Annotated in this window: 20 protein-coding genes and 1 tRNA gene; 14 read left to right on the top strand and 7 right to left on the bottom strand. The window is 58.9% G+C overall.

Annotation, left to right across the window (positions count from 1 at the left end):
- Both ACR0J0_RS21545 and ACR0J0_RS21550 read left to right on the top strand, forming a co-directional pair.
- On the top strand, positions 1-1,125 hold a 1,125-nt coding region (locus ACR0J0_RS21545; protein WP_480666043.1), incomplete at its 5' end, for a COG4223 family protein.
- Between the two features lie 10 nt (positions 1,126-1,135).
- Positions 1,136-2,644 (top strand): heme biosynthesis HemY N-terminal domain-containing protein, encoded by a 1,509-nt coding sequence (locus ACR0J0_RS21550; protein WP_480666044.1) that lies wholly within the window; start codon positions 1,136-1,138, stop codon positions 2,642-2,644.
- Positions 2,645-2,718: 74 nt separating this feature from the next.
- Here ACR0J0_RS21550 and ACR0J0_RS21555 read toward each other — a convergent pair whose 3' ends face one another.
- From ACR0J0_RS21555 to ACR0J0_RS21575, 5 genes are all read right to left on the bottom strand, one after another.
- Positions 2,719-3,498 carry a citryl-CoA lyase gene (locus ACR0J0_RS21555; protein WP_480666045.1) on the bottom strand — a complete coding sequence of 260 codons (780 nt, stop codon included), beginning with the start codon at positions 3,496-3,498 and terminating at the stop codon, positions 2,719-2,721.
- Positions 3,495-4,682 (bottom strand): CaiB/BaiF CoA transferase family protein, encoded by a 1,188-nt coding sequence (locus ACR0J0_RS21560; protein ID WP_480666046.1) that lies wholly within the window; start codon positions 4,680-4,682, stop codon positions 3,495-3,497. Before ACR0J0_RS21560 ends, ACR0J0_RS21555 begins: the two co-directional genes overlap by 4 nt.
- The gene (locus ACR0J0_RS21565) at positions 4,672-6,183 is read right to left on the bottom strand and encodes a tripartite tricarboxylate transporter permease (RefSeq protein ID WP_480666047.1); all 1,512 of its coding nucleotides are present in this window, start codon (positions 6,181-6,183) and stop codon (positions 4,672-4,674) included. Before ACR0J0_RS21565 ends, ACR0J0_RS21560 begins: the two co-directional genes overlap by 11 nt.
- Before the next feature lies 1 nt (position 6,184).
- Entirely contained in the window at positions 6,185-6,667 is a 483-nt protein-coding gene (locus tag ACR0J0_RS21570; RefSeq protein WP_480666048.1) for a tripartite tricarboxylate transporter TctB family protein, read from the bottom strand.
- Positions 6,668-6,734: 67 nt separating this feature from the next.
- Positions 6,735-7,712 carry a tripartite tricarboxylate transporter substrate binding protein gene (locus ACR0J0_RS21575; protein WP_480666049.1) on the bottom strand — a complete coding sequence of 326 codons (978 nt, stop codon included), beginning with the start codon at positions 7,710-7,712 and terminating at the stop codon, positions 6,735-6,737.
- A 108-nt stretch (positions 7,713-7,820) separates the two neighbouring features.
- On the opposite strand from ACR0J0_RS21575, the gene ACR0J0_RS21580 reads away from it, so the two are divergent.
- The 11 genes from ACR0J0_RS21580 to ACR0J0_RS21630 all read left to right on the top strand — a co-directional run bounded on the left by ACR0J0_RS21580 (position 7,821) and on the right by ACR0J0_RS21630 (position 19,515).
- On the top strand, positions 7,821-8,489 hold the full coding sequence (locus ACR0J0_RS21580) for a response regulator transcription factor (RefSeq protein WP_480666050.1): 669 nt from the start codon (positions 7,821-7,823) through the stop codon (positions 8,487-8,489).
- Positions 8,479-9,846 (top strand): sensor histidine kinase, encoded by a 1,368-nt coding sequence (locus ACR0J0_RS21585; RefSeq protein ID WP_480666051.1) that lies wholly within the window; start codon positions 8,479-8,481, stop codon positions 9,844-9,846. The genes ACR0J0_RS21580 and ACR0J0_RS21585 overlap by 11 nt, the downstream gene beginning before the upstream one ends.
- Positions 9,825-10,829, top strand: a complete 1,005-nt coding sequence (locus tag ACR0J0_RS21590; RefSeq protein WP_480666052.1) for an ABC transporter substrate-binding protein — start codon at positions 9,825-9,827, stop codon at positions 10,827-10,829. Before ACR0J0_RS21585 ends, ACR0J0_RS21590 begins: the two co-directional genes overlap by 22 nt.
- Positions 10,830-10,983: 154 nt before the next feature.
- Positions 10,984-12,084 carry an MHYT domain-containing protein gene (locus ACR0J0_RS21595; protein ID WP_480666053.1) on the top strand — a complete coding sequence of 367 codons (1,101 nt, stop codon included), beginning with the start codon at positions 10,984-10,986 and terminating at the stop codon, positions 12,082-12,084.
- Positions 12,085-12,224: 140 nt separating this feature from the next.
- Positions 12,225-13,058, top strand: coding sequence for an FAD binding domain-containing protein (locus tag ACR0J0_RS21600; protein WP_480666054.1), 834 nt, complete (start codon positions 12,225-12,227; stop codon positions 13,056-13,058).
- Between the two features lie 12 nt (positions 13,059-13,070).
- A complete protein-coding gene (locus tag ACR0J0_RS21605) occupies positions 13,071-13,565 on the top strand; it encodes a (2Fe-2S)-binding protein (RefSeq protein ID WP_480666055.1) in 495 nt (164 codons plus the stop codon).
- Entirely contained in the window at positions 13,562-15,979 is a 2,418-nt protein-coding gene (locus tag ACR0J0_RS21610; protein ID WP_480666056.1) for an aerobic carbon-monoxide dehydrogenase large subunit, read from the top strand. Before ACR0J0_RS21605 ends, ACR0J0_RS21610 begins: the two co-directional genes overlap by 4 nt.
- Before the next feature lie 99 nt (positions 15,980-16,078).
- Positions 16,079-16,945 carry an AAA family ATPase gene (locus ACR0J0_RS21615; protein WP_480666057.1) on the top strand — a complete coding sequence of 289 codons (867 nt, stop codon included), beginning with the start codon at positions 16,079-16,081 and terminating at the stop codon, positions 16,943-16,945.
- Positions 16,945-18,132 carry a vWA domain-containing protein gene (locus tag ACR0J0_RS21620; RefSeq protein ID WP_480666058.1) on the top strand — a complete coding sequence of 396 codons (1,188 nt, stop codon included), beginning with the start codon at positions 16,945-16,947 and terminating at the stop codon, positions 18,130-18,132. The genes ACR0J0_RS21615 and ACR0J0_RS21620 overlap by 1 nt, the downstream gene beginning before the upstream one ends.
- A gap of 11 nt (positions 18,133-18,143) precedes the next feature.
- Complete coding sequence (locus ACR0J0_RS21625; RefSeq protein ID WP_480666059.1) at positions 18,144-18,956, top strand: XdhC family protein; 813 nt, start codon at positions 18,144-18,146, stop codon at positions 18,954-18,956.
- Positions 18,957-19,062: 106 nt separating this feature from the next.
- A complete protein-coding gene (locus ACR0J0_RS21630) occupies positions 19,063-19,515 on the top strand; it encodes an SRPBCC family protein (RefSeq protein ID WP_480666060.1) in 453 nt (150 codons plus the stop codon).
- Between the two features lie 106 nt (positions 19,516-19,621).
- On the opposite strand, the gene ACR0J0_RS21635 is transcribed toward ACR0J0_RS21630, so the two are convergent.
- Positions 19,622-19,708, bottom strand: a tRNA-Leu gene (locus ACR0J0_RS21635).
- A gap of 198 nt (positions 19,709-19,906) precedes the next feature.
- Between ACR0J0_RS21635 and ACR0J0_RS21640 the strand changes: the two genes are divergently transcribed.
- A complete protein-coding gene (locus ACR0J0_RS21640; protein ID WP_480666061.1) occupies positions 19,907-20,890 on the top strand; it encodes a complex I NDUFA9 subunit family protein in 984 nt (327 codons plus the stop codon).
- Here the strand turns inward: ACR0J0_RS21640 and ACR0J0_RS21645 are convergent, their stop codons facing one another.
- Positions 20,891-21,694, bottom strand: coding sequence for an undecaprenyl-diphosphate phosphatase (locus ACR0J0_RS21645; RefSeq protein ID WP_480666062.1), 804 nt, complete (start codon positions 21,692-21,694; stop codon positions 20,891-20,893).
- Positions 21,695-21,830 lie beyond the last annotated feature (136 nt).

Genomic DNA, 21,830 nt, shown 5'->3' on the forward strand with positions numbered 1-21,830 from the left:
GAAGCCGAAGCCGAAGCCGAAGCCGAAGCCGAAGCCGAAGCCGAAGCCGAAGCCGAAGCCGAAGCCGAAGCCGAAGCCGAAGCCGAAGCCGCGGCGATGGAGTCAGCCCAGGAAGAATCGGTTGCGCGCGAAGAAGACGCGCATCGCGATGAGTTGCCAAAGGAAGAAAAGCGCAGTGGGTTCGTACCGGCCCTGCTTGGCGGTGTACTTGCAGCGGGGATTGGGTTTGCTGCTGGCAGCGCAGGCCTGTTCGGGTCGAGCGATACGGACGCACTTGCCACGCTTGAAGCCAAACTCAATGACCAATCCAGCCAGATCGAAGCGCTGACGAAATCCCTGTCCGACACGTCTGATGTGGACAGCAAAATCGCTGCGCTAACCGATCAGGTCACTCCGCTGGGCGCCGAGCTAACTAATTTGAAATCCAGTCTTGATGGTCTGGCAAGCAAGATTGACCCGCTGGCGAACCGTCTGAGCGATCTTGAAAGCGGCGCGCTAACGCAGGGCGCGTCCCCAGAGGTGTCGGCAGCCTTTGAGGCCGAACTGAAGAAACTGCAGGATTCACTGGCGGCGCAGCGGGCCGAAGTGGAAAAGATGGTGTCGGATGCACAAGCGCTCGAAGCAAAAGCCTCGGCCGAGGCGTTGGCTGCGCATAATGCTTCGATCCTGTCGCAATTGCACGGTCAGTTGGACGCCGGTCAGCCCTATGCTGATCTGGTTGCGGAACTGACGGCCGGTGGTGTTGATGTGCCACAAGCGCTGTCCGCCCCGGCGAGTGAAGGCGTTGCGACGCTGTCAGCTCTACGGGCATCATTCTCGCCTGCCGCACGGGCGGCGCTGGCCGATGCGCGGGACGCAACCAAAACCACAGGATTGGTCGCTTTCCTGCAACGCCAGACCGGGGCGCGGTCGGTTACGCCACAGGAAGGTGATGACACGGATGCGATCCTGTCGCGCGCTGAGGCCGCCCTGTCCAGTGGCGATGTTGCAACCGCTCTGACCGAACTTAAATCCCTGCCCGAAGCGGCGCAGGCGGCCATGGCTGATTGGGAGCAGGCAGCACAGACGCGGGTTTCCGCGGTAGATGCTGCCAATGCGCTTCAGCCTAGCGTGAACTCGAACTAAAGGACCTGCCATGCTGTGGTCACTGCTTAAGATTCTTGTTTTTGTTGCGATTATTGGCCTTCTGGCCATCGGCGCCGGGCTACTTATGGAAACCAGCGGTGGTGTGCAGATCACGGCCGGTGGCACTGAATATACGCTTGGGCCTTTGCAGTCGGTCATCGCGCTGGGCATTCTGGTGTTTGCCATCTGGGTATTTTTCAAACTGCTCACGCTGCTAATTGCCACGCTTCATTTCCTCAACGGTGACGAAACCGCACTGTCACGCTATTTCGACCGCAGCCGCGAAAAGCGCGGGTATCAGGCGCTGGCCGATGGGTTGATGGCGCTGGCATCGGGCGAAGGGCGCGTTGCTATGAACAAAGCGACCAAAGCTGAAAGACTGCTGAACAAGCCCGAATTGACCAACCTGCTCGTCGCGCAGGCCGCCGAAATGAACGGCGACACCAAAAAGGCGGCGGACACCTACAAGAAGCTGGTGACAAACAACGCGACCCGCTTTGTCGGGGTGCGTGGCATCATGAAACAGAAGCTGGCTGAAGGTGACGACGAGACAGCGCGCAAACTGGCCGAGAAAGCGCTGGCGATGAAACCGCGCCATGAGGAAACACAGGATATTTTGCTGGGCCTTCAGACCAAAGCGCATGATTGGGCAGGGGCACGCTCGACCCTGACCGCCAAGCTGAAATCCGGTCATCTTCCGCGCGACGTGTTCAAGCGCCGTGATGCTGTGCTGGCGCTGTCAGAAGCCAAGGGCATTCTGGATGAAGATGCCACAATCGAACAACGCGAACGCGCGATTGAGGCGAACCGCCTGTCCCCTGACCTGGTGCCGGCGGCCGCAATGGCCGCGCGTGCTTACATCGAAAAGGGCAAACCGCGCTACGCCACCAAGATCTTGAAAAAAGCGTGGGAGGTGCAGCCGCATCCCGATCTGGCACATGTTTTTGCCGAGATTGTGCCGGATGAAACACCCCATGAGCGGATCAAACGTTTTACCGCGCTGACGCGTATTCACCCGGAAAACATGGAAACACGCCTGATTCTGGCCGAACTGAACATCGTGGCCGAAGATTTTCCCGAAGCGCGCCGCGCGCTGGGCGATGTGGTCGAAAAGCAGGCGGATGCGCGTGGTTACACTCTTATGGCGGCCATCGAACGGGGCGAAGGGGCCTCGGATGCCGTGGTTCAGGGTTGGTTGGCCAAGGCACTGAACGCACCACGTGGGCCGCAATGGGTCTGCGACAATTGTCATGACATTCAGCCCGAGTGGGCTCCGGTTTGTCAGAACTGCGGCAGCTTTGACACGCTCAGCTGGCAAACGCCGCAAACGCCCGAGATTGCCACCGCAACGGGTGTCCACATGCTGCCTCTGATTGTTGGCGCGTTGGAAGATAAGGCTGAACCTGAAGCCGAGCCGGAAGCGGCCGAGGTCGAAGAGGCAGATGATTCTGAGGTCATCGAAGCCGAGGTTGAACCCGTCCGGCCCGATGTCGAGCCTGCGGTCGAAAAACAGGCCTGAACCGTTTATTCCCGGCCGACCCGACTGTCGCGAATACCTAGGTGATTGCGACAGAGGTCGGGCGCGGCCAAATCTTACTCCTGGGACGTGGTCTTGACGTAGGTCCAGCGGTATTTGGGCGGAGTAGGCCCTTTGTTGCGTCCGCCTTGCTGCGTTTGCTCCCACGCATGTGCCAGTATTCCAACTGACCGGGACAGGCAGAAAAGACCACGCGCAAGGGGCGGTTCGAACCCAAGCTCTGCGTATATCACGGCAGTGGCCCCGTCGATATTCATCGGGACGGGCTTGCCCTTGCGCCGCGCAAGTTCGGCTTCGATATCCAACGCGATTTGCCTGAAGCGCCCATCGCACGCACCGTTCTCAACAGCCTCGGACACTAGCGCCATCAACCTTGGCGCGCGTGGATCGGTTGGCGTGTGAAACCGATGGCCAAAGCCTGGCAGGATCTTTCCGCGTTCGGCGATCCAGTCGTCCAGTGCTGTGCCCAAACCGCCCGCGTGGGTGCCGACGAAATGATACAGTTCAACCGCCTGCTCACCCGCACCACCGTGGATGTCGCCCAGCATGTTCACCGCGCTGGCCATTGCGTTGTTCAGAGGAAGCCCGCAGGTCACCGCCATTCGCGCTGTCGCGATTGAGGGCGCTTGCGGCCCATGGTCCACGGCTGCAACGAGTGCCGCTTCGAACAGTCTTCCTTGCGCAGATGAAGGGTGGTCGCCGCGAACCAGAAACCAGATCATTTCGGCAAAGCTCAGTTTGCCGATCAGGTCCTCGATCGGTTCGCCGCGTAAAGCGATGCGGCCGGGTTCCATGTCGATGATGGATGTTCGCCACCAGTCGGAAACGTCGCTCATATCACGCCTTCCTTTGCCAACTCCGCGATCTCGGGCGCGGATAGGCCAAGTTCCGACCAGATTGCAGCGTTATCCGCCCCCAGTTTGGGCGGCGCGGTCTGCGGCATGTTTCGTTGTCCGTCCATGACCACAGGGCTGCCGGCCAGCTGCATGTCCTCGCCATGTACCTGCAACGTACCAATCAACCCGCGCCCGGCCAGTTGTTCGTCCGCCAAAGCCTCGGGGACTGTCTGGACCTGCCCGGTTGGCACACCTAGGCCGTTCAGTTCGGCGACCCACTCGCTTGACGGGCGTAGTTTCAAGGATTTCTCCAACTCGCGCCTCAGCGCATGACGGTTTCGTTTGCGATCCTCACGCGTTGCGTAATCCGGGTTATCCAGCAAGTCCTCTCGTCCAAGGTGCCGGGCAAGGGCCTGCCATTGCTCATCCCGATTGGCGGCGATGTTGATCGGGCTGTCGAATGTGGCGAACGTGCCGGAGGGGGCTGAGGTCGTGTTCTCGTTGCCATGTGCGCCGGGCGTCACGCCGCCTACAAGGTAGTTGGACACGACCCAACCCATAGTCGAAATGACGGCCTCGGACATGGCGATATCCAGAAAGGCGCCGCGGGGTTTTGCGTTCAACGCGGCACTCACCGCGAAGGCGGCTGTGAGCCCACCAACTGTGTCGGCCAGCGGATAGCCGACACGATAAGGCGCTGTATCCGGTGCGCCGGTGATCGACATGACACCACTGATCCCTTGCACAATCTGGTCATAGGCCGGGTCATCCCGGCGTGGTCCGTTTTGTCCAAACCCGCTGATTGCGCAGTAGATTAATGCGGGGTTTTCAGCGCGCAGAACCTCATACCCCAGACCCAGCCGGTCCATGACGCCGGGCCGGAAGTTTTCGACCAGCACATCGGCCGTCTTCACTAGTTGTTTGAGCAGAGCTTTTCCCCGGCTGGATTTCATATCCAGCGTGACCGATTTCTTCTGTGCGTTTTGCGCCAGAAAGCTGACGCCCATACCGGCCTTGTTCCGGTCGGGATCAGCCCCCAAAACGCGGGCCAGATCACCGCTGCCGGGGCGTTCGACCTTGATCACCTCGGCCCCCATCAGGGCCAGTTGGTAACAACAATACGGGCCCGCAAGCACGTTTGTCAGATCAAGGACCCGAACACCCCAGAGCGGTTCAGTCGCCATCCGCCACACCTGCGGCCCGGGCCCGTGCACGACGTGCACGGTAGCTGGGCAGCAGCACAAGCAAGGCAGCGATCACCAGCAGCCCCAGGGTCATCGGACGTTCCCAGATAAAGGCGATGCCGTCATAAAGCTGCATCGACCGCGCAAAGTTATCTTCCATCATGCCGCCAAGGATGAACCCGATCAGCAGGGGGGCTAATGGGTAGTCAGCGAACTTCAACGCCGTTGCGCATACCCCGAAACCCACCAGGATCAGCAATTCCGTCGCGTTGTTCTGCCCGATATAGGCGCCCATCAGTGTGAAGAACAAAATGAACGGGATCAGGTAGTTGCGCGGAACGGCCAGCACTTTGGCGATGTAAGGGATCAGCGGCAGGTTCAGGATCAACAGAACGAGGTTGCCGATGAACATCGACATGATCACCGCCCAGAAGATCTGAGGTTCGTCCACCATAAGCCGGGGACCGGGTGTCACGTTTAATGCAATCAGGGCGCCCAACAGGATCGCGGTTGTACCCGATCCGGGAATACCCAGCGTCAGCAAGGGAACAAACGATCCGGTACAGGCTGCGTTGTTTGCCGACTCGGGTGCGGCCAGACCCTTGATCGAGCCCTTGCCGAACTCTTCCTGCTCTTCCTTGGGGGCGATGTTCCGTTCGACCGCGTAGCCAAGGAAGCTTGCGATGGTCGCACCTGCGCCGGGCAGGACGCCAATAAAGAAGCCCTGTACGGATTGGCGACCGATGACCGGAGCGATTGCCCTGGCCTCGTCTTTGGTTATGCGCAGATCCTTGATTTCGCCGTCGTCGCCTTTCAAATCCTTCGGTTTGAGTACCAGGAACAACGCCTCGGGCAGGGCGAACATCGCCATGGCCAGTGTGATGAAGCCAAACCCGGATTGCAGGTCCATGATCCCCATCGTGAAACGCGGCAGGTTGAACAGTGCGCCTTCACCGACGGTGGCCATGATCAGACCCAAGGTCGTCATGATGATGGCCTTGGCCACCTGTCCCGAACCGGCAAAAGCGGCAATGGCCGAAAGACCGACCACCATCAGTGCGAAGTATTCGGCGGAGTGGAACAACAGCGCGACGGATGACAAAGCCGGTGCAAAGACCATCAGCAATACCGCGCCCAGCGTACCGCCTGCGAAACTGGCGATCGCGGCGATGGTCAGCGCCTTGCCTGCCTTGCCTTGCCGGGCCATCGGATAGCCGTCAAAGCTCGAGGCCACGGTACCCGCGACCCCCGGCGCGTTGAGCAGAATGGAGGAGGTCGATCCGCCAAAGATCGCCCCATAGTAAACACCGGCCAAAAGGATCAACGCGGCAGATGGATCGCCCATCGAAATCGCGACCGGGATCATGATCGCGATGATAGACATCGGGCCCAAACCCGGAAGCATGCCGATGAACGTGCCGATCAGACAGCCCGCGATGACCATCAGCAGGTTTTGAATTGAGAATGCCGTTTGCAGGCCGATCAGAAGTCCTTCTAGCATGTCAGCCTCCGAACACGCCCGGCAGGGGACGCATGTAAATTCCAAGAACTCCCTGAACCAGATACCAGACCGATCCGGTTGCAATGAACGCGACAGGCAGCATGATGTGCCACTTGCGTTCGCCCAAGATGAAGGATCCGAGGATCAGGAAAGCAGAGGTTGAGATCAAGAAGCCGACAGGGCGCAAGCACAGGGCGTAGACAACCATCAGCACCAACAGCGAGATTGCCTGACCAAGGTGGTACTCACCCAACCGGCGGTAATCGATGTCGGCCTCTTTGACTTCGCTTTTCTCAAGGCCAAGCAGGATGATCACACAGGCAACCACGCCCAGAACCGACAGCACTTTGGGAAACGTGCTGGGCCAGATGGGGTTTCTCTGCATGAAAGGAGGAAGACTTCCATCCATCGTGAACCAGGCGGCGTACCCGTATGTCAGGCAAACACCCAGTAAAACAAGCGCGATCCAGCGATCCAGCGCCATAGCGTCCCCTCCCTTTTTTTGTTTATTGGGGACGGCAGAGCGACCAAACGCTCTGCCGCAGATTGCTTTAGAGGAAGCCCAGCTTCTTCATCAGATCGCTGATCTGCTGTTCCTGACTTTCCAGAAACGCTTCGAAGTCGTCACCCGAGTTGTGGATGTTGACCCAACCGTTACGGGCGCGAACTTCTTCCCACTCGGGCGTGTCGTACATCTTGGCGATGGCTTGCTGATAGGCGGCCAACTTGTCTTCGGGCAGGCCGGGGGCCGCAAAGAACCCGCGCCAGTTCACGAAGGTGGTGTCGATACCTTGTTCCTTCATGGTTTGGGCGTCAGGCGCAGCGTCCACGCGTTCTTCGGAGGTGACACCGATGATTTTGACCTCACCCGCGTTAGCCAGATCGACAGCTTCCGAGAAACCGGTCGACAGCGCCGCGATTTCACCCGACAGCAGGGCCGCCATAGCTTTGCCACCCGCGTCATAGGGTATGTACTTTACGCCCAACGCATCCTTGCCGGCGGCTTCCATAACCATCGCTGCAACCAGATGGTCCATGCCGCCCGGAACCGAACCGCCGCCGATTGCGGTTGCACCGGGATCAGCGTCGTAGGCGGCCAGCAGATCGGCCATCGAGTTGATCGGGCTGTCCTTGCCCACAACAATCGCCGCGTAGTCGCCGATTGTGCCCGATACCAGCGTCAGGTCGCGGAAGTTATGCGGGAACACGCCGGTCAGCGAGCGGATCACGATAGGGGTCGAGTTGACCATCAGCGTGCCGTGGTTGCTGTCGGCGTTTTCGATCAGATAGCCGATGGCCTTGCCGCCACCACCGCCCGACATGTTCTCGTATGACGCCGTCCCAACAAGGCCGGCATTGGTCAGCGCCTCACCGGTTCCGCGTGCGGTTCCGTCCCAGCCACCGCCGGCGCCGCCGGGGATCAGAAAGTGGATGCTGTCGACGACTTCCTCGGATGCAGCAGGTCCAACGAGACCAATTGCGGCAACAGCTGCGATCAGGGCCCGACGGCCCAGGTTAAATGTTGTCATTATGTCCTCCCATTTGACAACCGGCCGCTCAGCGGCACAGATTATCCTGCACCTAAACACGCCAACCTGACATCAACCTGTCATGTGAAAAGAAACTGTTAGCCGCCCATGAAATTTCTGCTTGTCGAAGACAATCTCGACCTCGCGAATGCGATCAGTTCTCGTATGCGACTGGACGGTCATGTCATTGATCATGCAGCGAATTTAGAAGATGCGCGCGCCTTCGTTTCGATCGAGGAATACGATCTGATTCTGTTGGACATCATGCTGCCCGATGGGGATGGGCGCGAGTTCCTCAGACAGCACCGCGCAAGCCGTTTGGACACGCCGGTGATCGTTCTGACGGCGCGCAGTCAGGTTTCGGATCGAATCGGCTCGCTTGATCTGGGGGCGGATGACTACGTGACGAAACCTTTCGATCATGCCGAGCTTGAGGCGCGCTGCCGCGCCGTTTTGCGTCGCAGGTCCGGAAGCGCGAAGTCGACGATCGAGATTGGCGGAATTGTTTTTGATCCGGTGGCGGGCCATTTGACGGTTGATGGCGATACCGTATCTCTCCGCAATCGCGAACTGAGAATGATCGAACTGTTCATCAACGCGCCGGGGCAGGTGTTTTCAAAGCAGAAACTGGCGGACAGGTTGTTTTCATATGACGACAATGTCTCGGACAACGCGATTGAGGTCTATGTCGGTCGACTGCGCAAACATCTTGAGAAGTCAGGTATGAAAATCACCACTCTGCGCGGGTTGGGTTACAGGTTGGATCATGACGACTAGCCCAACCGTTTCCGGATCGCTGCGAAATCGCCTGGTTTTGACCCTGATCGGAGGGGCGGCGATTCTGGCCATTCTTCTGTTCTTTACGGTGCGCAGCTATGCCGCAAAGGTGGCTCAGCAGGGTCAGGATGACATATTGGGGGCCTCGGTGACGTCCATCCTTGATGCCGCCGCGCTCAGGGACGGCCAGCTTGAGGTGGACATTCCCTATGCCGCGTTTTCCATGCTGACCACTCCGTCGGACGATCGGGTGTTCTATGCCATTTTTCAGGACGGCGAGTTCCTGTCCGGATACGAAGACCTGAGCCTTGCGGAAGGTCCCGTCGAGGACCGATGGACATTCCGGACCGGCGAGGTGCGCGGCGAACGTATCCGGCAAGTCAGCGCCAGCCGGACGTTGGTCGGGTTGGGACGCCAAACCGAGATTGAGGTTGCGTTGGGGCAAACTCAGGACGCGCTGTCGGATACTCTGGATCAGATTTCACGCAACGCAGCCTATCTTGGGATCGGTTTCTTTCTGCTGACTGCGGCCTTGTCGTTCTGGGTGACGTCCACAACGATCGGTCAGTTGAACAAACTGACGACCTCGGTCACGCGCAGAGGTCCGCAGGATCTGAGTCCATTTAGGAAACCCGTGCCGAAAGAGATGGCGCCGCTGGTAATGTCGCTGAATTCGCTGATGGGTCGCCTCGATCAGTCGCTGAGCCAGTCCGAGGACTTTATTGCCGAGGCCGCGCACCGGGTGCGGACACCGCTGGCGACTGTCAGATCTTATGCCGAGGCCACCCTTCACCGCGTCGAACGCGAAGACAACCGCGAGGCGCTGAAGGCCATGGTGCGGGCCATCGACGAAAGCTCGCGCGCGGCGGGGCAGTTGCTGGATCATGCCATGATTACCTTCCGGGCGGACCATCTGGAGCGCGAGGAGATCGATCTGGTCATCCTGATCCGTGAACTGGTTCAACGCCTGAACCCGATTGCCGAAATGAAAGAGTTGACACTGTCCCTGACCGGTGAGCCGTCGGTTCCCTATTCGGGCGACCCGATCCTGATCCAGAATGCCGTGCGGAACATGATCGATAACGCGATGAAATATGCGCCGTCCGACAGCACTGTCGAAATCACGATCATCGCGCATCCGGACCCGCAGATTCAGGTGCGCGATGCAGGTCCCGGCTTTCCGCCTGACGAAATCGACACGCTGACGCGCCGGTTCGAACGTGGTCAGAACGCGGCAGGGACCATCGGGTCCGGTCTGGGGCTGACGATCGCGCAGGACGTGGCGACCGCGCACGGAGGGTCATTGATCCTCAAGAACCGCTCGAAGGGGGGCGCATGCGTTATCTTATCGCTCTAGTCGTATTACTTCTTCCCTTTGCCGGGTGGGCCGATGATTGGGAAGATCGCCTGATCTTTAACGAAGGCGCCGAGGGTCCGCGCCTACGTGTCATCTCCAGCACCGATACGGTTTTGTTTGCCCCCGTGATCGAAGGGTTCGTGGCCGAAAACCCCCTAATCAGTATCGAATATCTCGTCTCTGGCACCGCGGACATCAACCGGCGGGTTCGGGCCACGCCCGAGGCGTTCGATGTGATCATCTCCAGCGCCATGGACTTGCAGTTGAAATTGGCAAATGACGGGTTTGCCCTGCCGATCGAGGACGTCCCGGCGCCAAGCTGGGCGCAGTGGCACCACAGCTTGTTTGCCTTCACCTCGGAACCGGCAACCATTGTGATCAACCGCGCCGCTTTTGAGGGGCAGCCGATACCACAAACCCGGCAGGGACTGATTGAAGCTTTGCGAGAACGACCCGAGGAGTTTCGGGGCAAGGTCGGCACTTACGATGTCCGCCAGTCCGGTCTGGGATATCTGTTTGCAACGCAAGACGCGCGCGCGTCCGAGACCTATTGGCGGCTGATGGAGGTCATGGGGGGCTTGGACGTGCGCCTTTATTGCTGTTCGGGCGAAATGATCAATGACCTTGCGGACGGAACCATACTTGTTGCCTACAATGTTCTTGGGAGTTACGCGGCTGTGCGCGCCGAAGGAAAGGATGCCCTTGAGGTCGTGCTGCCGTCAGATTTTCAAACCGTTATGATGCGTACGGCCATGGTCTCGAAAGCGACGGCTGAACCACGCGCGGCGGAAATGTTGTTGCGTTATCTTGTGGCCGAACGACCTGCCGTGGCCGAAGGGAGCAGCCCTCTTCCCCTCTTGCAGCCAAGTACCGGAGCAAATGGGCGAGAAACGATTAGCCTCGATCCCGCGTTGCTGACGTTTCTGGACGGTTTGAAAAGAACAAAGTTCCTGTCCGCCTGGGAAGATGCGGTCATTCAGTAAAGCCGTTCTGATGGCGGCTGCGGAAGTACAAGGCACAGATCAGACAAGGCCCGTCATTCTGGCGGCAATCGGTTTTCCTGTCCAACATACAATTGTCCCAATCAATTCCGTTTGCTAACGTCGCTTTCGCGTCGGGGAGGGCGCGCAAACCCAAATGCTGGACTATTCGCATAACGCCTTGCTTGTTGCGGCGTCGCTGGCCGTGGCGATGATGGCTGGATTCACCGGGCTTTACCTGACGCATGGGGCGTCCAAGCTGGACGATCAGAAGCGCAAACTAGTCGTCGCGCTGGCCGCGATCATTCTGGGCGGCGGAATCTGGTCAATGCATTTTGTGGCCATGCTTGGGCTGCAACTGCCGATCTTGTTTTACTACGATGCGCTGATCACCCTGATTTCTGCGTTGGTTGCGATCCTGATGGTCGGTCTGGCGCTGCTGATCCTGCATTTTCGCCCGCGCACGATGGGGACAATTTTTGTCGCTGGGGTGATCGTGGGTCTCGGCATCGTTGTTATGCATTATGTCGGCATGGCCGGGATGGAGTTGTGTCGCCCCGTGTACACGGCATGGGACGTGGCGATTTCGACGCTGGCGTCGGTTATTCTGTCGGTGCTGGCGATCTGGGTGGCCTATGACAATCGTACGCAACGCAACATTTTGCTGGGGACGGTGTGTTTCGGGCTGGCGGTTTTCACCATGCATTTCGTCGCCACCGGTCTGACCGACTTTGTCGCAAGCGACGCTGCGGGCCGAGCTGGGCCCGCGTTGAACAATCAGGTGCTGGCGATGGGCGTGACGGTGGCCGTATTTCTGATCTGCGGTGCATTCCTTTTGACCGGCATCACCTTCATCGAACCCGCGCCGTCGCCGGCAGCTCCAACCACGGCTGAACCCAGCCCTGCGCCTGAGCCCACTGCGCTTCGCGCAGGCGTTCCGTTCGAGCGGGAAGGTCAGACGTTCTTTGCCGAGCCCGCGCGGATTGCCGCGATCCGGGCAGAAGGGCATTACACTGTTCTGTACATGGGTGCCGAGAAGCTGTTTTGCCCATGGTCTATCACTGAGGCCGAAACAAGGCTCCAACCTGATGGGTTCTTACGGGCGCATCGCAGCTATCTGGTGAACCCAAAACATGTCTCGAGTTTTGAGCGCCACAAGGACAACGGCACCTGCTATTTTGACGGGGTCGACGCGTTGACCAAGGTTCCGGTCAGCCGATCCCGTCTGACGGACATTCGCGAGGCGCTGGGCTTGTAATCGCAGCTCGTGCAGCTCATTCGCATTTCGTGAAACAAGCCGCGCCCCCCGTTTCCGCTGACTGGAATGGCTGACTTCAGCGTTCTTTCCTTACCCATAGGTCCCCCAAGGCATACCGCTCGGACCCAGGGAGGAAAAACATGATACCAGCCGGTTTTGAGTATCACCGGCCAGGCGACATCGCCTCGGCCATCGGCATTCTACAAGAGCACGGAGATGAAGCGCGCGTGATCGCGGGCGGGCACAGCCTGATCCCCATGATGAAACTGCGCATGGCTGAGATGGGCCATCTGGTTGATCTGCAGGCCATCGAAGAACTCAAGGGCATTGAGGTCGGCGCGGACACCGTGACACTTGGCGCGATGGTGACACAGCACGAGCTGATCACGCATTACGGTTTGGCAGAGGCCATACCGTTGATTCGTGAAGCTGCGCTGCAGATCGCGGACCCGCAGGTACGTTATATGGGTACTGTTGGCGGCAACGTAGCCAATGGCGACCCGGGCAATGACATGCCGGGCTTGATGCAATGCCTTAACGCCACGTTTGAACTGTCTGGTCCTGATGGCGCCCGCAGTGTCGACGCACGGGACTTCTATGAGGCCGCGTATTTCACCGCGCGTGAGGATGAGGAAATCCTGACCCGGATTTCGATCCCCGTGCCGGGCGCGGGCGTGGGTCAGGCCTATGAAAAGCAGAAACGCAAGATCGGCGACTACGCGACCGCGGCGGCGGCTGTGATGGTTGGCAACGGTCGGGCTTCGGTTGCGATGACCAATCTGGCGGATACGCCGATCTGGTCCGAAAGCGCAAGCAACGCGCTGGCTGACGGGGACATCAGCGGCTGCGTCACCGCGATGCTGAGCGCCATCGACCCAGTCGCCGACAATCGCGGGCCTGTCGAGTTCAAGAAACACGTGGCCGCCGTGATGCTGCGCCGCGCCATCGACCGTGCGCAAAGCCGCGCGGGTTGAGGGGAGGAAACAATGTCGAAAATGCACGTAAAACTCACCGTGAATGGCAAACAGGTCGAAGGACTGGCTGAGCCGCGCACACTGTTGATCCATTTCCTGCGGGAAGATCTGAAAATCACCGGCCCGCATATCGGCTGCGAAACCAGCCATTGCGGGGCTTGCACGGTGGACATTGACGGTAAATCCGTCAAATCCTGCACCACCTTCGTAGCGCAGGTGAACGGTGCCGATATCACCACTGTCGAAGGGCTGACCAATGACGATGGCAGCCTTGGCGTTCTGCAGGAAATGTTCCGCGAACATCATGGGCTGCAGTGCGGTTTCTGCACACCGGGGATGATCACCCGCGCGCACCGCTTACTGCAGGAAAACCCAAACCCGACCGAGGAAGAAATCCGCTTTGGTATGGCCGGCAACCTGTGCCGCTGCACCGGGTATCAAAACATCGTCAAGGCGATCTCGGCCTCGGCTGACATGCTGAAGGCTCAGAAGGAGGCCGCGGAATGAACGATCAAACCATGACCCCCGAAGAACGCGCCGCCAACCTCAAAGGGATGGGCAGCTCGCGCAAACGCGTTGAGGATGTGCGCTTTACCCAAGGCAAGGGTAACTATGTCGATGACATCAAGCTGGATGGCATGCTGTTCGGCGCTTTCGTCCGCTCGCCCTATGCGCACGCTCGCGTTGTCGGTGTGAAGAAAGAGGCCGCGCTGGCCGTGCCAGGTGTTGTTGCCGTGTTGACAGCCGAGGATCTGGCGCCGCTGGGTCTGCATTGGATGCCGACGCTCGCGGGTGACAAGCAAATGGTGCTGGCCGATGGCAAGGTTCTGTTTCAGGGCCAGGAAGTCGCCTATGTCGTTGCTGAAAATAGGTACATCGCGGCGGATGCGGCTGAACTGGTCGAAGTTGATTACGAAGAACTGCCCGTTCTGACCGACCCTTTCGAGGCTCTGAAATCGGACGTTGTCCTGCGTGAAGACCTTGCGGGTCAGACCGAAGGCGCCCACGGGCCGCGCAAGCATCACAACCACATTTTCACCTGGGAACAGGGCGACAAAGATGCGACCGAAGCGGTTCTGGGTGAAGCCGATGTCGTGGCCGAAGAGATGGTTTATTACCATCGGACCCACCCATGCCCGTTGGAGACATGCGGCTGTGTCGCTTCAATGGATAAGGTGACCGGCAAGCTGACGCTCTATGGCACCTTCCAGGCCCCGCACGCGATCCGGACCGTTGTGTCCCTGATCTCTGGCCTTGCCGAGCACAATATCCGGGTGATCAGCCCTGATATCGGCGGTGGCTTCGGTAACAAGGTTGGTGCCTATGCCGGCTATGTCTGCTCGGTCGTCGCCTCGATTGTCACCGGCCAGCCGGTGAAATGGGTCGAGAACCGGATGGAAAACCTGATGTCCACCGCCTTTGCGCGTGACTACTGGATGCAGGGCAAGATCGCCGCGACCAAAGATGGGAAGATAACCGGTCTTTGGTGTCATACGACAGCGGATCATGGTGGATTTGACGCCTGCGCCGACCCGACCAAATTCCCGGCCGGGTTCATGAACATCTGCACCGGGTCCTATGACATCCCGACTGCTTATCTTGCTGTGGATGGTGTCTACACCAACAAGGCACCGGGCGGTGTGGCCTATCGTTGCTCGTTCCGGGTAACCGAAGCTGCCTATTTCATCGAACGGATGATCGAGGTTCTGGCCATCAAGCTGAACATGGACGCGGCCGAGTTGCGTCGTATTAACTTCATCAAGGCCGATCAGTTCCCGTACCAGTCCGCGCTGGGTTGGGAGTATGACTCGGGTGATTATCACACTGCGTGGGATAAGGCGTTGAAGGCCGTGGATTATGAAGGTCTGCGGGCGGAACAGGCGCAGCGGATCGAGGACTTCAAAGCCGGAAAGACCCGCAAACTGCTGGGCATCGGCTTGACGCATTTCACCGAAATTGTCGGGGCCGGACCGGTCAAGAACTGCGATATCCTCGGTCTGGGTATGTTCGACTCCTGCGAAATCCGCATCCACCCGACCGGCTCCGCCATCGCGCGGCTGGGGACGATCTCTCAGGGTCAGGGCCATGCCACGACCTTTGCCCAGATCATCGCCAGTGAGATCGGCTTGCCTGCCGACGATATCACGCTGGAGGAAGGTGACACCGACACCGCGCCTTATGGGCTTGGGACCTATGGGTCTCGGTCGACACCTGTGGCCGGTGCGGCAACGGCGATGGCCGCCCGCAAAATCCGCGCCAAGGCGCAGATGATCGCAGCCTACTTGCTGGAGGTGCATGACGACGACGTTGAATGGGACGTGGACCGGTTCTCAGTCAAAGGCGCGCCAGAGCGGTTCAAGACCATGAAGGAAATCGCCTTCGCTGCCTACAATCAGGCAATCCCAGGCCTGGAACCCGGTCTGGAGGCTGTCAGCTACTATGACCCGCCAAACATGACCTATCCGTTCGGGGCTTATATCTGCGTCATGGAGATCGACGTGGATACCGGCGAATGGGACGTTCGGCAGTTCTATGCGCTGGATGATTGCGGCACCCGGATCAACCCGATGATCATCGAGGGGCAGGTTCATGGTGGTGTGACCGAAGCGCTGGCTATCGCGATGGGCCAGGAAATTGCCTATGATGAGATGGGCAATGTTAAGACCGGTACGTTGATGGACTTTTTCCTGCCGACCGCATGGGAGACGCCGAACTTTACGACCGATCATACGGTGACGCCATCTCCGCACCATCCGATCGGTGCCAAGGGCGTGGGTGAAAGCCCGAATGTCGGTGGCGTGCCCGCGTTCTCGAACGCGGTACATGATGCATTCCGCCCGTTTGGTCTTGTTCAGAGTCACATGCCGCATGACCATTGGCGTATCTGGAAGATCGCCAACGGTTTGGGAATGCATGGGTGATAAGGTTCGAACCGGTGACACCGGTCCGATCGAAGCGAGGGGGCTCTGCCCCCTCGAACCCCCGGGATATTTTGGGCCAGATGAAGATTGGATCCTGGATTGACTTTTACTGATGTACAGTGCGGGTTGGCCGCGCAAGGATATGTCGCCGATGATCGGTTGGCTATGGCGTTACATTTGGCGCAGCATCTCGGGCGACCATTGCTGCTGGAAGGTCCCGCTGGAGTGGGAAAAACCGAAGTGGCCAAGGCTTTGGCGGGGTGGCAGGACGCCCGGCTGATCCGGTTGCAGTGCTATGAAGGACTGGATGCCAGCCACGCCATTTACGAATGGAACTATCAGCGTCAACTACTAGCGATCAGAGCGAGTGAAGCGCAGGGTGGAACGACCGAAGCACAACTGTTTTCGGACGCGTACCTTATGAAACGACCTTTGTTAGAGGCTATTTCGCAGGATGCCCCGCCGGTTCTGCTGATTGATGAAATCGACCGGTCGGATGAGGAGTTTGAGGCGTATCTGCTGGAAATTCTTTCGGACTTTCAAATTACGATACCGGAGCTTGGAACGCTAAAGGCACGTTCGCGCCCCACCGTTATCCTGACGGCGAATGGGACACGAGATCTGTCCGACGCGTTGCGGCGTCGGTGCCTGTACAGTTTCCTCGATTACCCGTCACGTGAAACGGAAATGGCGATCCTGAAAGCCCGTATGCCCGAAGTTGAAGGGTTGCTGGCGCGTCAGATTATTGGCGTCGTGCAGGCATTGCGCAAAGAGGATTTGGAAAAGACCCCCGGCATCGCCGAGATGTTGGATTGGGCGGCGGCCCTTTCGGGGTTGGGTGTCAACGACATGGCGCAATCCCGTGAAGAGGTTCAAGCGACCCTTGTCTGCCTTCTGAAAACCGCAGCCGACTATGACGCTGCCCCGCCCGAAGTGATGGATCGCCTGATTGGAAAGGTGGCGTGATGCAGGTCACCCGATTCCCCTCTCGCGCGTCTGGTTTGGCGGATCGCATGTCCGGCTTCATCGCGCATTTGCGTATGAACGGAATGCGCGTCGGGCCGGCTGAAACCGGGGATGCATTGGTTGCTTTGGCGGGGATTGAGGCGACGGATGTCAGACAGGCCCAGCAGGCGCTTTGCGTGTTGCTGGCCAGCGACGCCGACGATTGGCGGCGGTTCGATGACCTGTTCGAAGCCTATTGGTTCAACACCGGCAAGCAACGTACGGGAACCGCCCAAACGGCTCATGTACGGGTTCAATCCGCCAAGCCGATGATCTGGCAGCAGGAAAGCCAGGATGTTCAGGAAGCCGATACCGCAACGGATCAGACCGCCGCACCTGATACCGGCGACGGGGAGGCCGTGGGGAGAGACGGGAAGCTTATCGCAACCCGTACGGCCAACCTGTCGCGTCGGGATTTGCGCGAGTTGATGGATGAAGACGCGCTGAGGCAGACCGAGCAAGCCGCAACCGCCATCGCGCGCGCTATTCGCGACCGGCGTTCGCGAAGGCGCAAACAGGCGCTGCGAGGGCCTGCTTTGGATATGCGCCGCATACAGCGGGCCAGCCTTGCGCGGGGCGGAGAACCAATGGACCTGTACCGTCGCGCCCGTCCGCCGCGCCCGATGCGTATTGTGGTGTTATGCGATGTCAGTGGATCGATGACGGTCTATTCGCGGGTTTTTCTGGCCTTCCTCAAAGGCCTGATTGGCAGTGGAACAGAGGCGGACGCTTATCTTTTTCATACCCGCCTGATGCGCGTCACGGATGCGCTGCGCGACCACGACTCGTTACGCGCGGCAGGGCGGTTATCGCTGATGGCCGAGGGGTTTGGTGGTGGCACTGACATTTCGGGCAGTCTTGAGCAATTTCTGAGTGGATATGGAGCGCGTGCTCTGAACGGGCGGACCGTCGTTCTGATTCTGTCCGATGGCTATTGCAGTTCCGATCCGCAGGCGCTGGGCGACGTTTTGGCGCGCGTTCGTCGTAAGGCGCGACGGATCGTGTGGTTAAATCCGCTGAAAGGCTGGCGCGACTACCAACCCATCGCCGCCGCAATGCAGGCCGCAGAACCGCATTTGGATGCGCACCTGCCCGCCAACACGCTTGAAGCGTTGGCAGCGCTTGAGCCGCAATTTCGAAAGCTGTGAAAGGAACTCTCATGGCCAGTTTCGACATATTCGACACAATTGAACAGCTGCGCAAAACCGACGAAGCCTTCTGCGTGGCCACAGTGTTGCGCACAGCAGATGCAACCTCGGCCAAGGCTGGGGGTAAAGCTGCGATTACAAAAAACGGACAAATCCTGGGGCATCTGGGCGGGGGCTGCGTTCAACGCGCGGTTCGATCCTCGGCACAGCAGGCGCTGGCCAGTGGCGAACCGCAGATGATCCGGGTCAAACCTTCGGAAAAGGTAGTGAACATGACCGACTCTGACGGCGTTCAGACGTTCAAAAGCGGATGCCCGTCCGGTGGCACGGTCGATCTGCTTGTGGAACCCTATCAGCACGCCCCGCGTCTGGTGATTTTTGGAGAATCACCGATCGCAACGGCTTTGGCGGCGCACGCGGCGCTGGCCGGGTTCCGTGTCTGTGTGAGCGAAGGTGCAGAGACAGACGAGAATCTCCAACTGTTCACACCAGAAACCATAGGTGACCTGGGGATCGAGGCGCGGGATTTCGTCGTTGTCGCCTCGCAGGGGCAAGGGGATGCCGCTGCTTTGGCTGCTGCTCTTCAAACGGACGCTGCCCGTGTGTCGATGGTCGCCAGTCGCCGCAAAGCGGATACGCTGACTGCAAAACTGATCACGCAAGGCCTGGACCCGGTGCGGGCTGCGCAGCTCAAATCGCCAGCAGGGTTGGATATCCATGCGATCGACCCGCATGAAATCGCCGTGTCGATCCTCGCCGAAGTTGTGCTTTGGCGAAACAGTGACAAATCCAAAAAGGAGTCCCATGATGAGAAACGTGCTTAAGCGCTTGCGGTCGCTATGGCCCGCGCGTCCCGAACAAACTCCGCAAGAGGCGACGGAAACCGCGCTTCTGGTTTACCCAAGATGTTGTTGAACAAAGGAAATATGAATGGAACTGAGTGACGAAGTTCGCATCGCTGCCCCGCGGGACGTGGTGTATCAGGCGCTGAACAACCCAGATATCCTGCAGGAGTGCATTCCGGGTTGTGAAGAGCTGATCCAAAACTCGCCCGAAGAACTAGAGGCCAAGGTGGTTCTGAAAATCGGGCCGGTCAAAGCACGTTTTGCAGGTGCAGTAACATTGGACAACTCCAATGCGCCCGACGGGTTTTCGCTGACGGGCGAAGGCAAAGGGGGTGCTGCCGGGTTCGCCAAGGGCGGCGCAGACGTGACGCTGACCGAAGACGGTGATGAAACCGTGCTGGCTTATACCGCCAAGGTCGACGTCGGTGGGAAGATCGCCCAATTGGGCAGCCGGTTGATCGCTGGCACTGCCAAAAAGCTGTCGGGCAAGTTCTTCACCCGGTTCGGCGAAGTTGTTTCCGAACAATCGGTCACCTGAACGCAATGGCCGGGCTGGCCTTGCCCGGCCCGAATCCCACTAATACCGGTCAACATGAACGCAATTATTGCGGTCACCAAGTACAGTTATTCGAGTTTGAGGGATTTGGTGCCCAGGAGAGGACTCGAACCTCCACGTCCATACGGACACTAGCACCTGAAGCTAGCGCGTCTACCAATTCCGCCACCTGGGCAGGTGTCGTGGAGGGGCGTTTAAGCCTACTGGCGGGGAGGGTCAACCAGATTCGGGAAGTTTTTTGAAAGTTTTTTTGACCCATCTGGATTCTGCTTGAATTGACGGGTTTTTTCGCCGGCGCGCGGCGTTATTGCGCCTTGTTTGACAAGCCGCAGAGCGGTAGATCGGATCAGGACCTATCAGCAGGAGCCCACTCATGTCCAAAATGGTCACGATTTTTGGCGGATCCGGATTTGTCGGCAGATATATTGCTCGGCGCTTGGCGAGCGAGGGATGGCGCGTCAGAGTCGCGGTGCGGCGACCCAATGAGGCAATGTTCGTCAAAACCTACGGAGTTGTCGGCCAGGTCGAGCCAATCCTGTGCAACATTCGCGACGATGCCTCGGTGGCTGTGGCGATGCACGGGGCCGACGCGGTTGTAAACTGCGTGGGCGTGTTGAACGAACTGGGCAAAAACGCATTCGATGCAGTTCAGGCTGACGGGGCCGAGCGGATCGCGCGCACAGCTGCCGAGCAGGGCATTTCCCGGATGGTGCATATTTCAGCCATTGGCGCGGACGCTGAATCCAACAGCATGTATTCACGGACCAAAGCGCATGGAGAGGCCGGTGTACTGGCCAATATGCCGGGCGCAATCATCATGCGACCGTCGGTCATTTTCGGAACCGAGGATCAGTTCTTTAACCGTTTTGCCGGGATGACCCGTATGGGCCCGTTCCTGCCTTTGGTCGGAGCCGAGACAAAGTTCCAGCCCGTTTATGTGGACGATGTGGCGAAGGCCGCGGTTCAGGGCGTTCTGGGCCACGCTGAGCCCGGTGTGTATGAACTTGGCGGGCCCGAGGTGAAAACCTTCCGCGCGTTGATGCAGCAGATGCTGGACGTGATTCACCGCCGCCGTGTTATCGTCGGAATCCCCTTCTTCGCAGCCCGGATCATGGCGGGCGTGCTGGACATGCTGAAATTCGTCAGTTTCCAACTGTTCCCGAACCACATTCTGACACGCGATCAGCTGAAGAACCTGCGTCGCGATAATGTGGTGTCCGATGGGGCCAAAGGGTTTGCTGATCTCGGGATCGAACCTGCGACGCTGGAATCCGTGCTGCCGGATTACCTTTGGAAATTCCGCCCGTCGGGTCAGTATGATGACATCCAGAACTCGGCCAACAACCTGCGGACCTGATCAGCTGTAGGCAATCACCAGCAAGACGGCACCAAGGATCACGCGATAAATGACATAGGGCGTGAAGCTGACGCTGCGCAGAAGGCGCATCATCAGGGTCAATGCCAGCAGAGCCGAGATAAAGGCAAAGAGCGCCGCGATAGCTCCGTCTCGGGCCAATTGGGCGTCTGCTTCGCGGATCACGTCGACCGACAGCAGAACGCCAGAGGCCAGAATGGTCGGGATCGACATCAGCATTGCAATCCGTGCGCCATCCTCACGCGTGTAGCCCAATTGCCGGGCGCCCGTGATCGTGATGCCTGACCGGGACGTCCCCGGTATCAGCGCCAAAACCTGCCACAAACCCATGATCAGCGCGTCGCGCAGGCCCCAGTCGCCGGCTTCTTTGGTTTGGGGGCCTTTCTGATCCATCCAATACAGCACAAGACCAAACCCCAGCATCGTCCAACCGATAACGGCCATCGAACGGAATGACTCGATCAGGCCGGTTTTGTATAAAATGGCCCCGGCGATGACAGTTGGGATCGTGGCGATGATCAACCCCATGGCCAGCTGCGCCTGCGGAGTGTCGACACGGCCCGTCAGTGCTCGGGGCAAGCCGGCAATGGCCTGTTTCACGTCGGACCAGAAATAAAGGATTACGGCACCCAAAGTGCCCACATGCACGGCCACGTCGATGGCCAGCCCCTGATCGTCCAGCCCGGTCAGGCTGGGCAAAAGGATAAGATGCCCAGACGAAGAGATCGGCAAAAATTCGGTGATACCCTGAATAATTGCCGCGAGAATCAATTGAAAAAGACTCATCTGCCCTGCCGCGTAATCGTTACGTCTTGTTTGGGTTCAATGGGTATAAGTGTGCCGTCGAAAAGAAAAGCGCGCATATAGGTCCGAATCGGAACTAAAAAACGCAATAAATTCCAACTCGGTTCAGAATTTCGCG

The organism is Ruegeria sp. BF12 (genome assembly GCF_056538705.1).

Excerpts from the sequence above, each read along its gene's own strand:
- ACR0J0_RS21550 (WP_480666044.1), top strand. The coding sequence starts at position 1,136 with ATGCTGTGGTCACTGCTTAAGATTCTTGTTTTTGTTGCGATTATTGGC.
- ACR0J0_RS21555 (WP_480666045.1), bottom strand. The coding sequence starts at position 3,498 with ATGAGCGACGTTTCCGACTGGTGGCGAACATCCATCATCGACATGGAA.
- ACR0J0_RS21560 (WP_480666046.1), bottom strand. The coding sequence starts at position 4,682 with ATGGCGACTGAACCGCTCTGGGGTGTTCGGGTCCTTGATCTGACAAAC.
- ACR0J0_RS21565 (WP_480666047.1), bottom strand. The coding sequence starts at position 6,183 with ATGCTAGAAGGACTTCTGATCGGCCTGCAAACGGCATTCTCAATTCAA.
- ACR0J0_RS21570 (WP_480666048.1), bottom strand. The coding sequence starts at position 6,667 with ATGGCGCTGGATCGCTGGATCGCGCTTGTTTTACTGGGTGTTTGCCTG.
- ACR0J0_RS21575 (WP_480666049.1), bottom strand. The coding sequence starts at position 7,712 with ATGACAACATTTAACCTGGGCCGTCGGGCCCTGATCGCAGCTGTTGCC.
- ACR0J0_RS21580 (WP_480666050.1), top strand. The coding sequence starts at position 7,821 with ATGAAATTTCTGCTTGTCGAAGACAATCTCGACCTCGCGAATGCGATC.
- ACR0J0_RS21585 (WP_480666051.1), top strand. The coding sequence starts at position 8,479 with ATGACGACTAGCCCAACCGTTTCCGGATCGCTGCGAAATCGCCTGGTT.
- ACR0J0_RS21590 (WP_480666052.1), top strand. The coding sequence starts at position 9,825 with ATGCGTTATCTTATCGCTCTAGTCGTATTACTTCTTCCCTTTGCCGGG.
- ACR0J0_RS21595 (WP_480666053.1), top strand. The coding sequence starts at position 10,984 with ATGCTGGACTATTCGCATAACGCCTTGCTTGTTGCGGCGTCGCTGGCC.
- ACR0J0_RS21600 (WP_480666054.1), top strand. The coding sequence starts at position 12,225 with ATGATACCAGCCGGTTTTGAGTATCACCGGCCAGGCGACATCGCCTCG.
- ACR0J0_RS21605 (WP_480666055.1), top strand. The coding sequence starts at position 13,071 with ATGTCGAAAATGCACGTAAAACTCACCGTGAATGGCAAACAGGTCGAA.
- ACR0J0_RS21610 (WP_480666056.1), top strand. The coding sequence starts at position 13,562 with ATGAACGATCAAACCATGACCCCCGAAGAACGCGCCGCCAACCTCAAA.
- ACR0J0_RS21620 (WP_480666058.1), top strand. The coding sequence starts at position 16,945 with ATGCAGGTCACCCGATTCCCCTCTCGCGCGTCTGGTTTGGCGGATCGC.
- ACR0J0_RS21625 (WP_480666059.1), top strand. The coding sequence starts at position 18,144 with ATGGCCAGTTTCGACATATTCGACACAATTGAACAGCTGCGCAAAACC.
- ACR0J0_RS21630 (WP_480666060.1), top strand. The coding sequence starts at position 19,063 with ATGGAACTGAGTGACGAAGTTCGCATCGCTGCCCCGCGGGACGTGGTG.
- ACR0J0_RS21640 (WP_480666061.1), top strand. The coding sequence starts at position 19,907 with ATGTCCAAAATGGTCACGATTTTTGGCGGATCCGGATTTGTCGGCAGA.
- ACR0J0_RS21645 (WP_480666062.1), bottom strand. The coding sequence starts at position 21,694 with ATGAGTCTTTTTCAATTGATTCTCGCGGCAATTATTCAGGGTATCACC.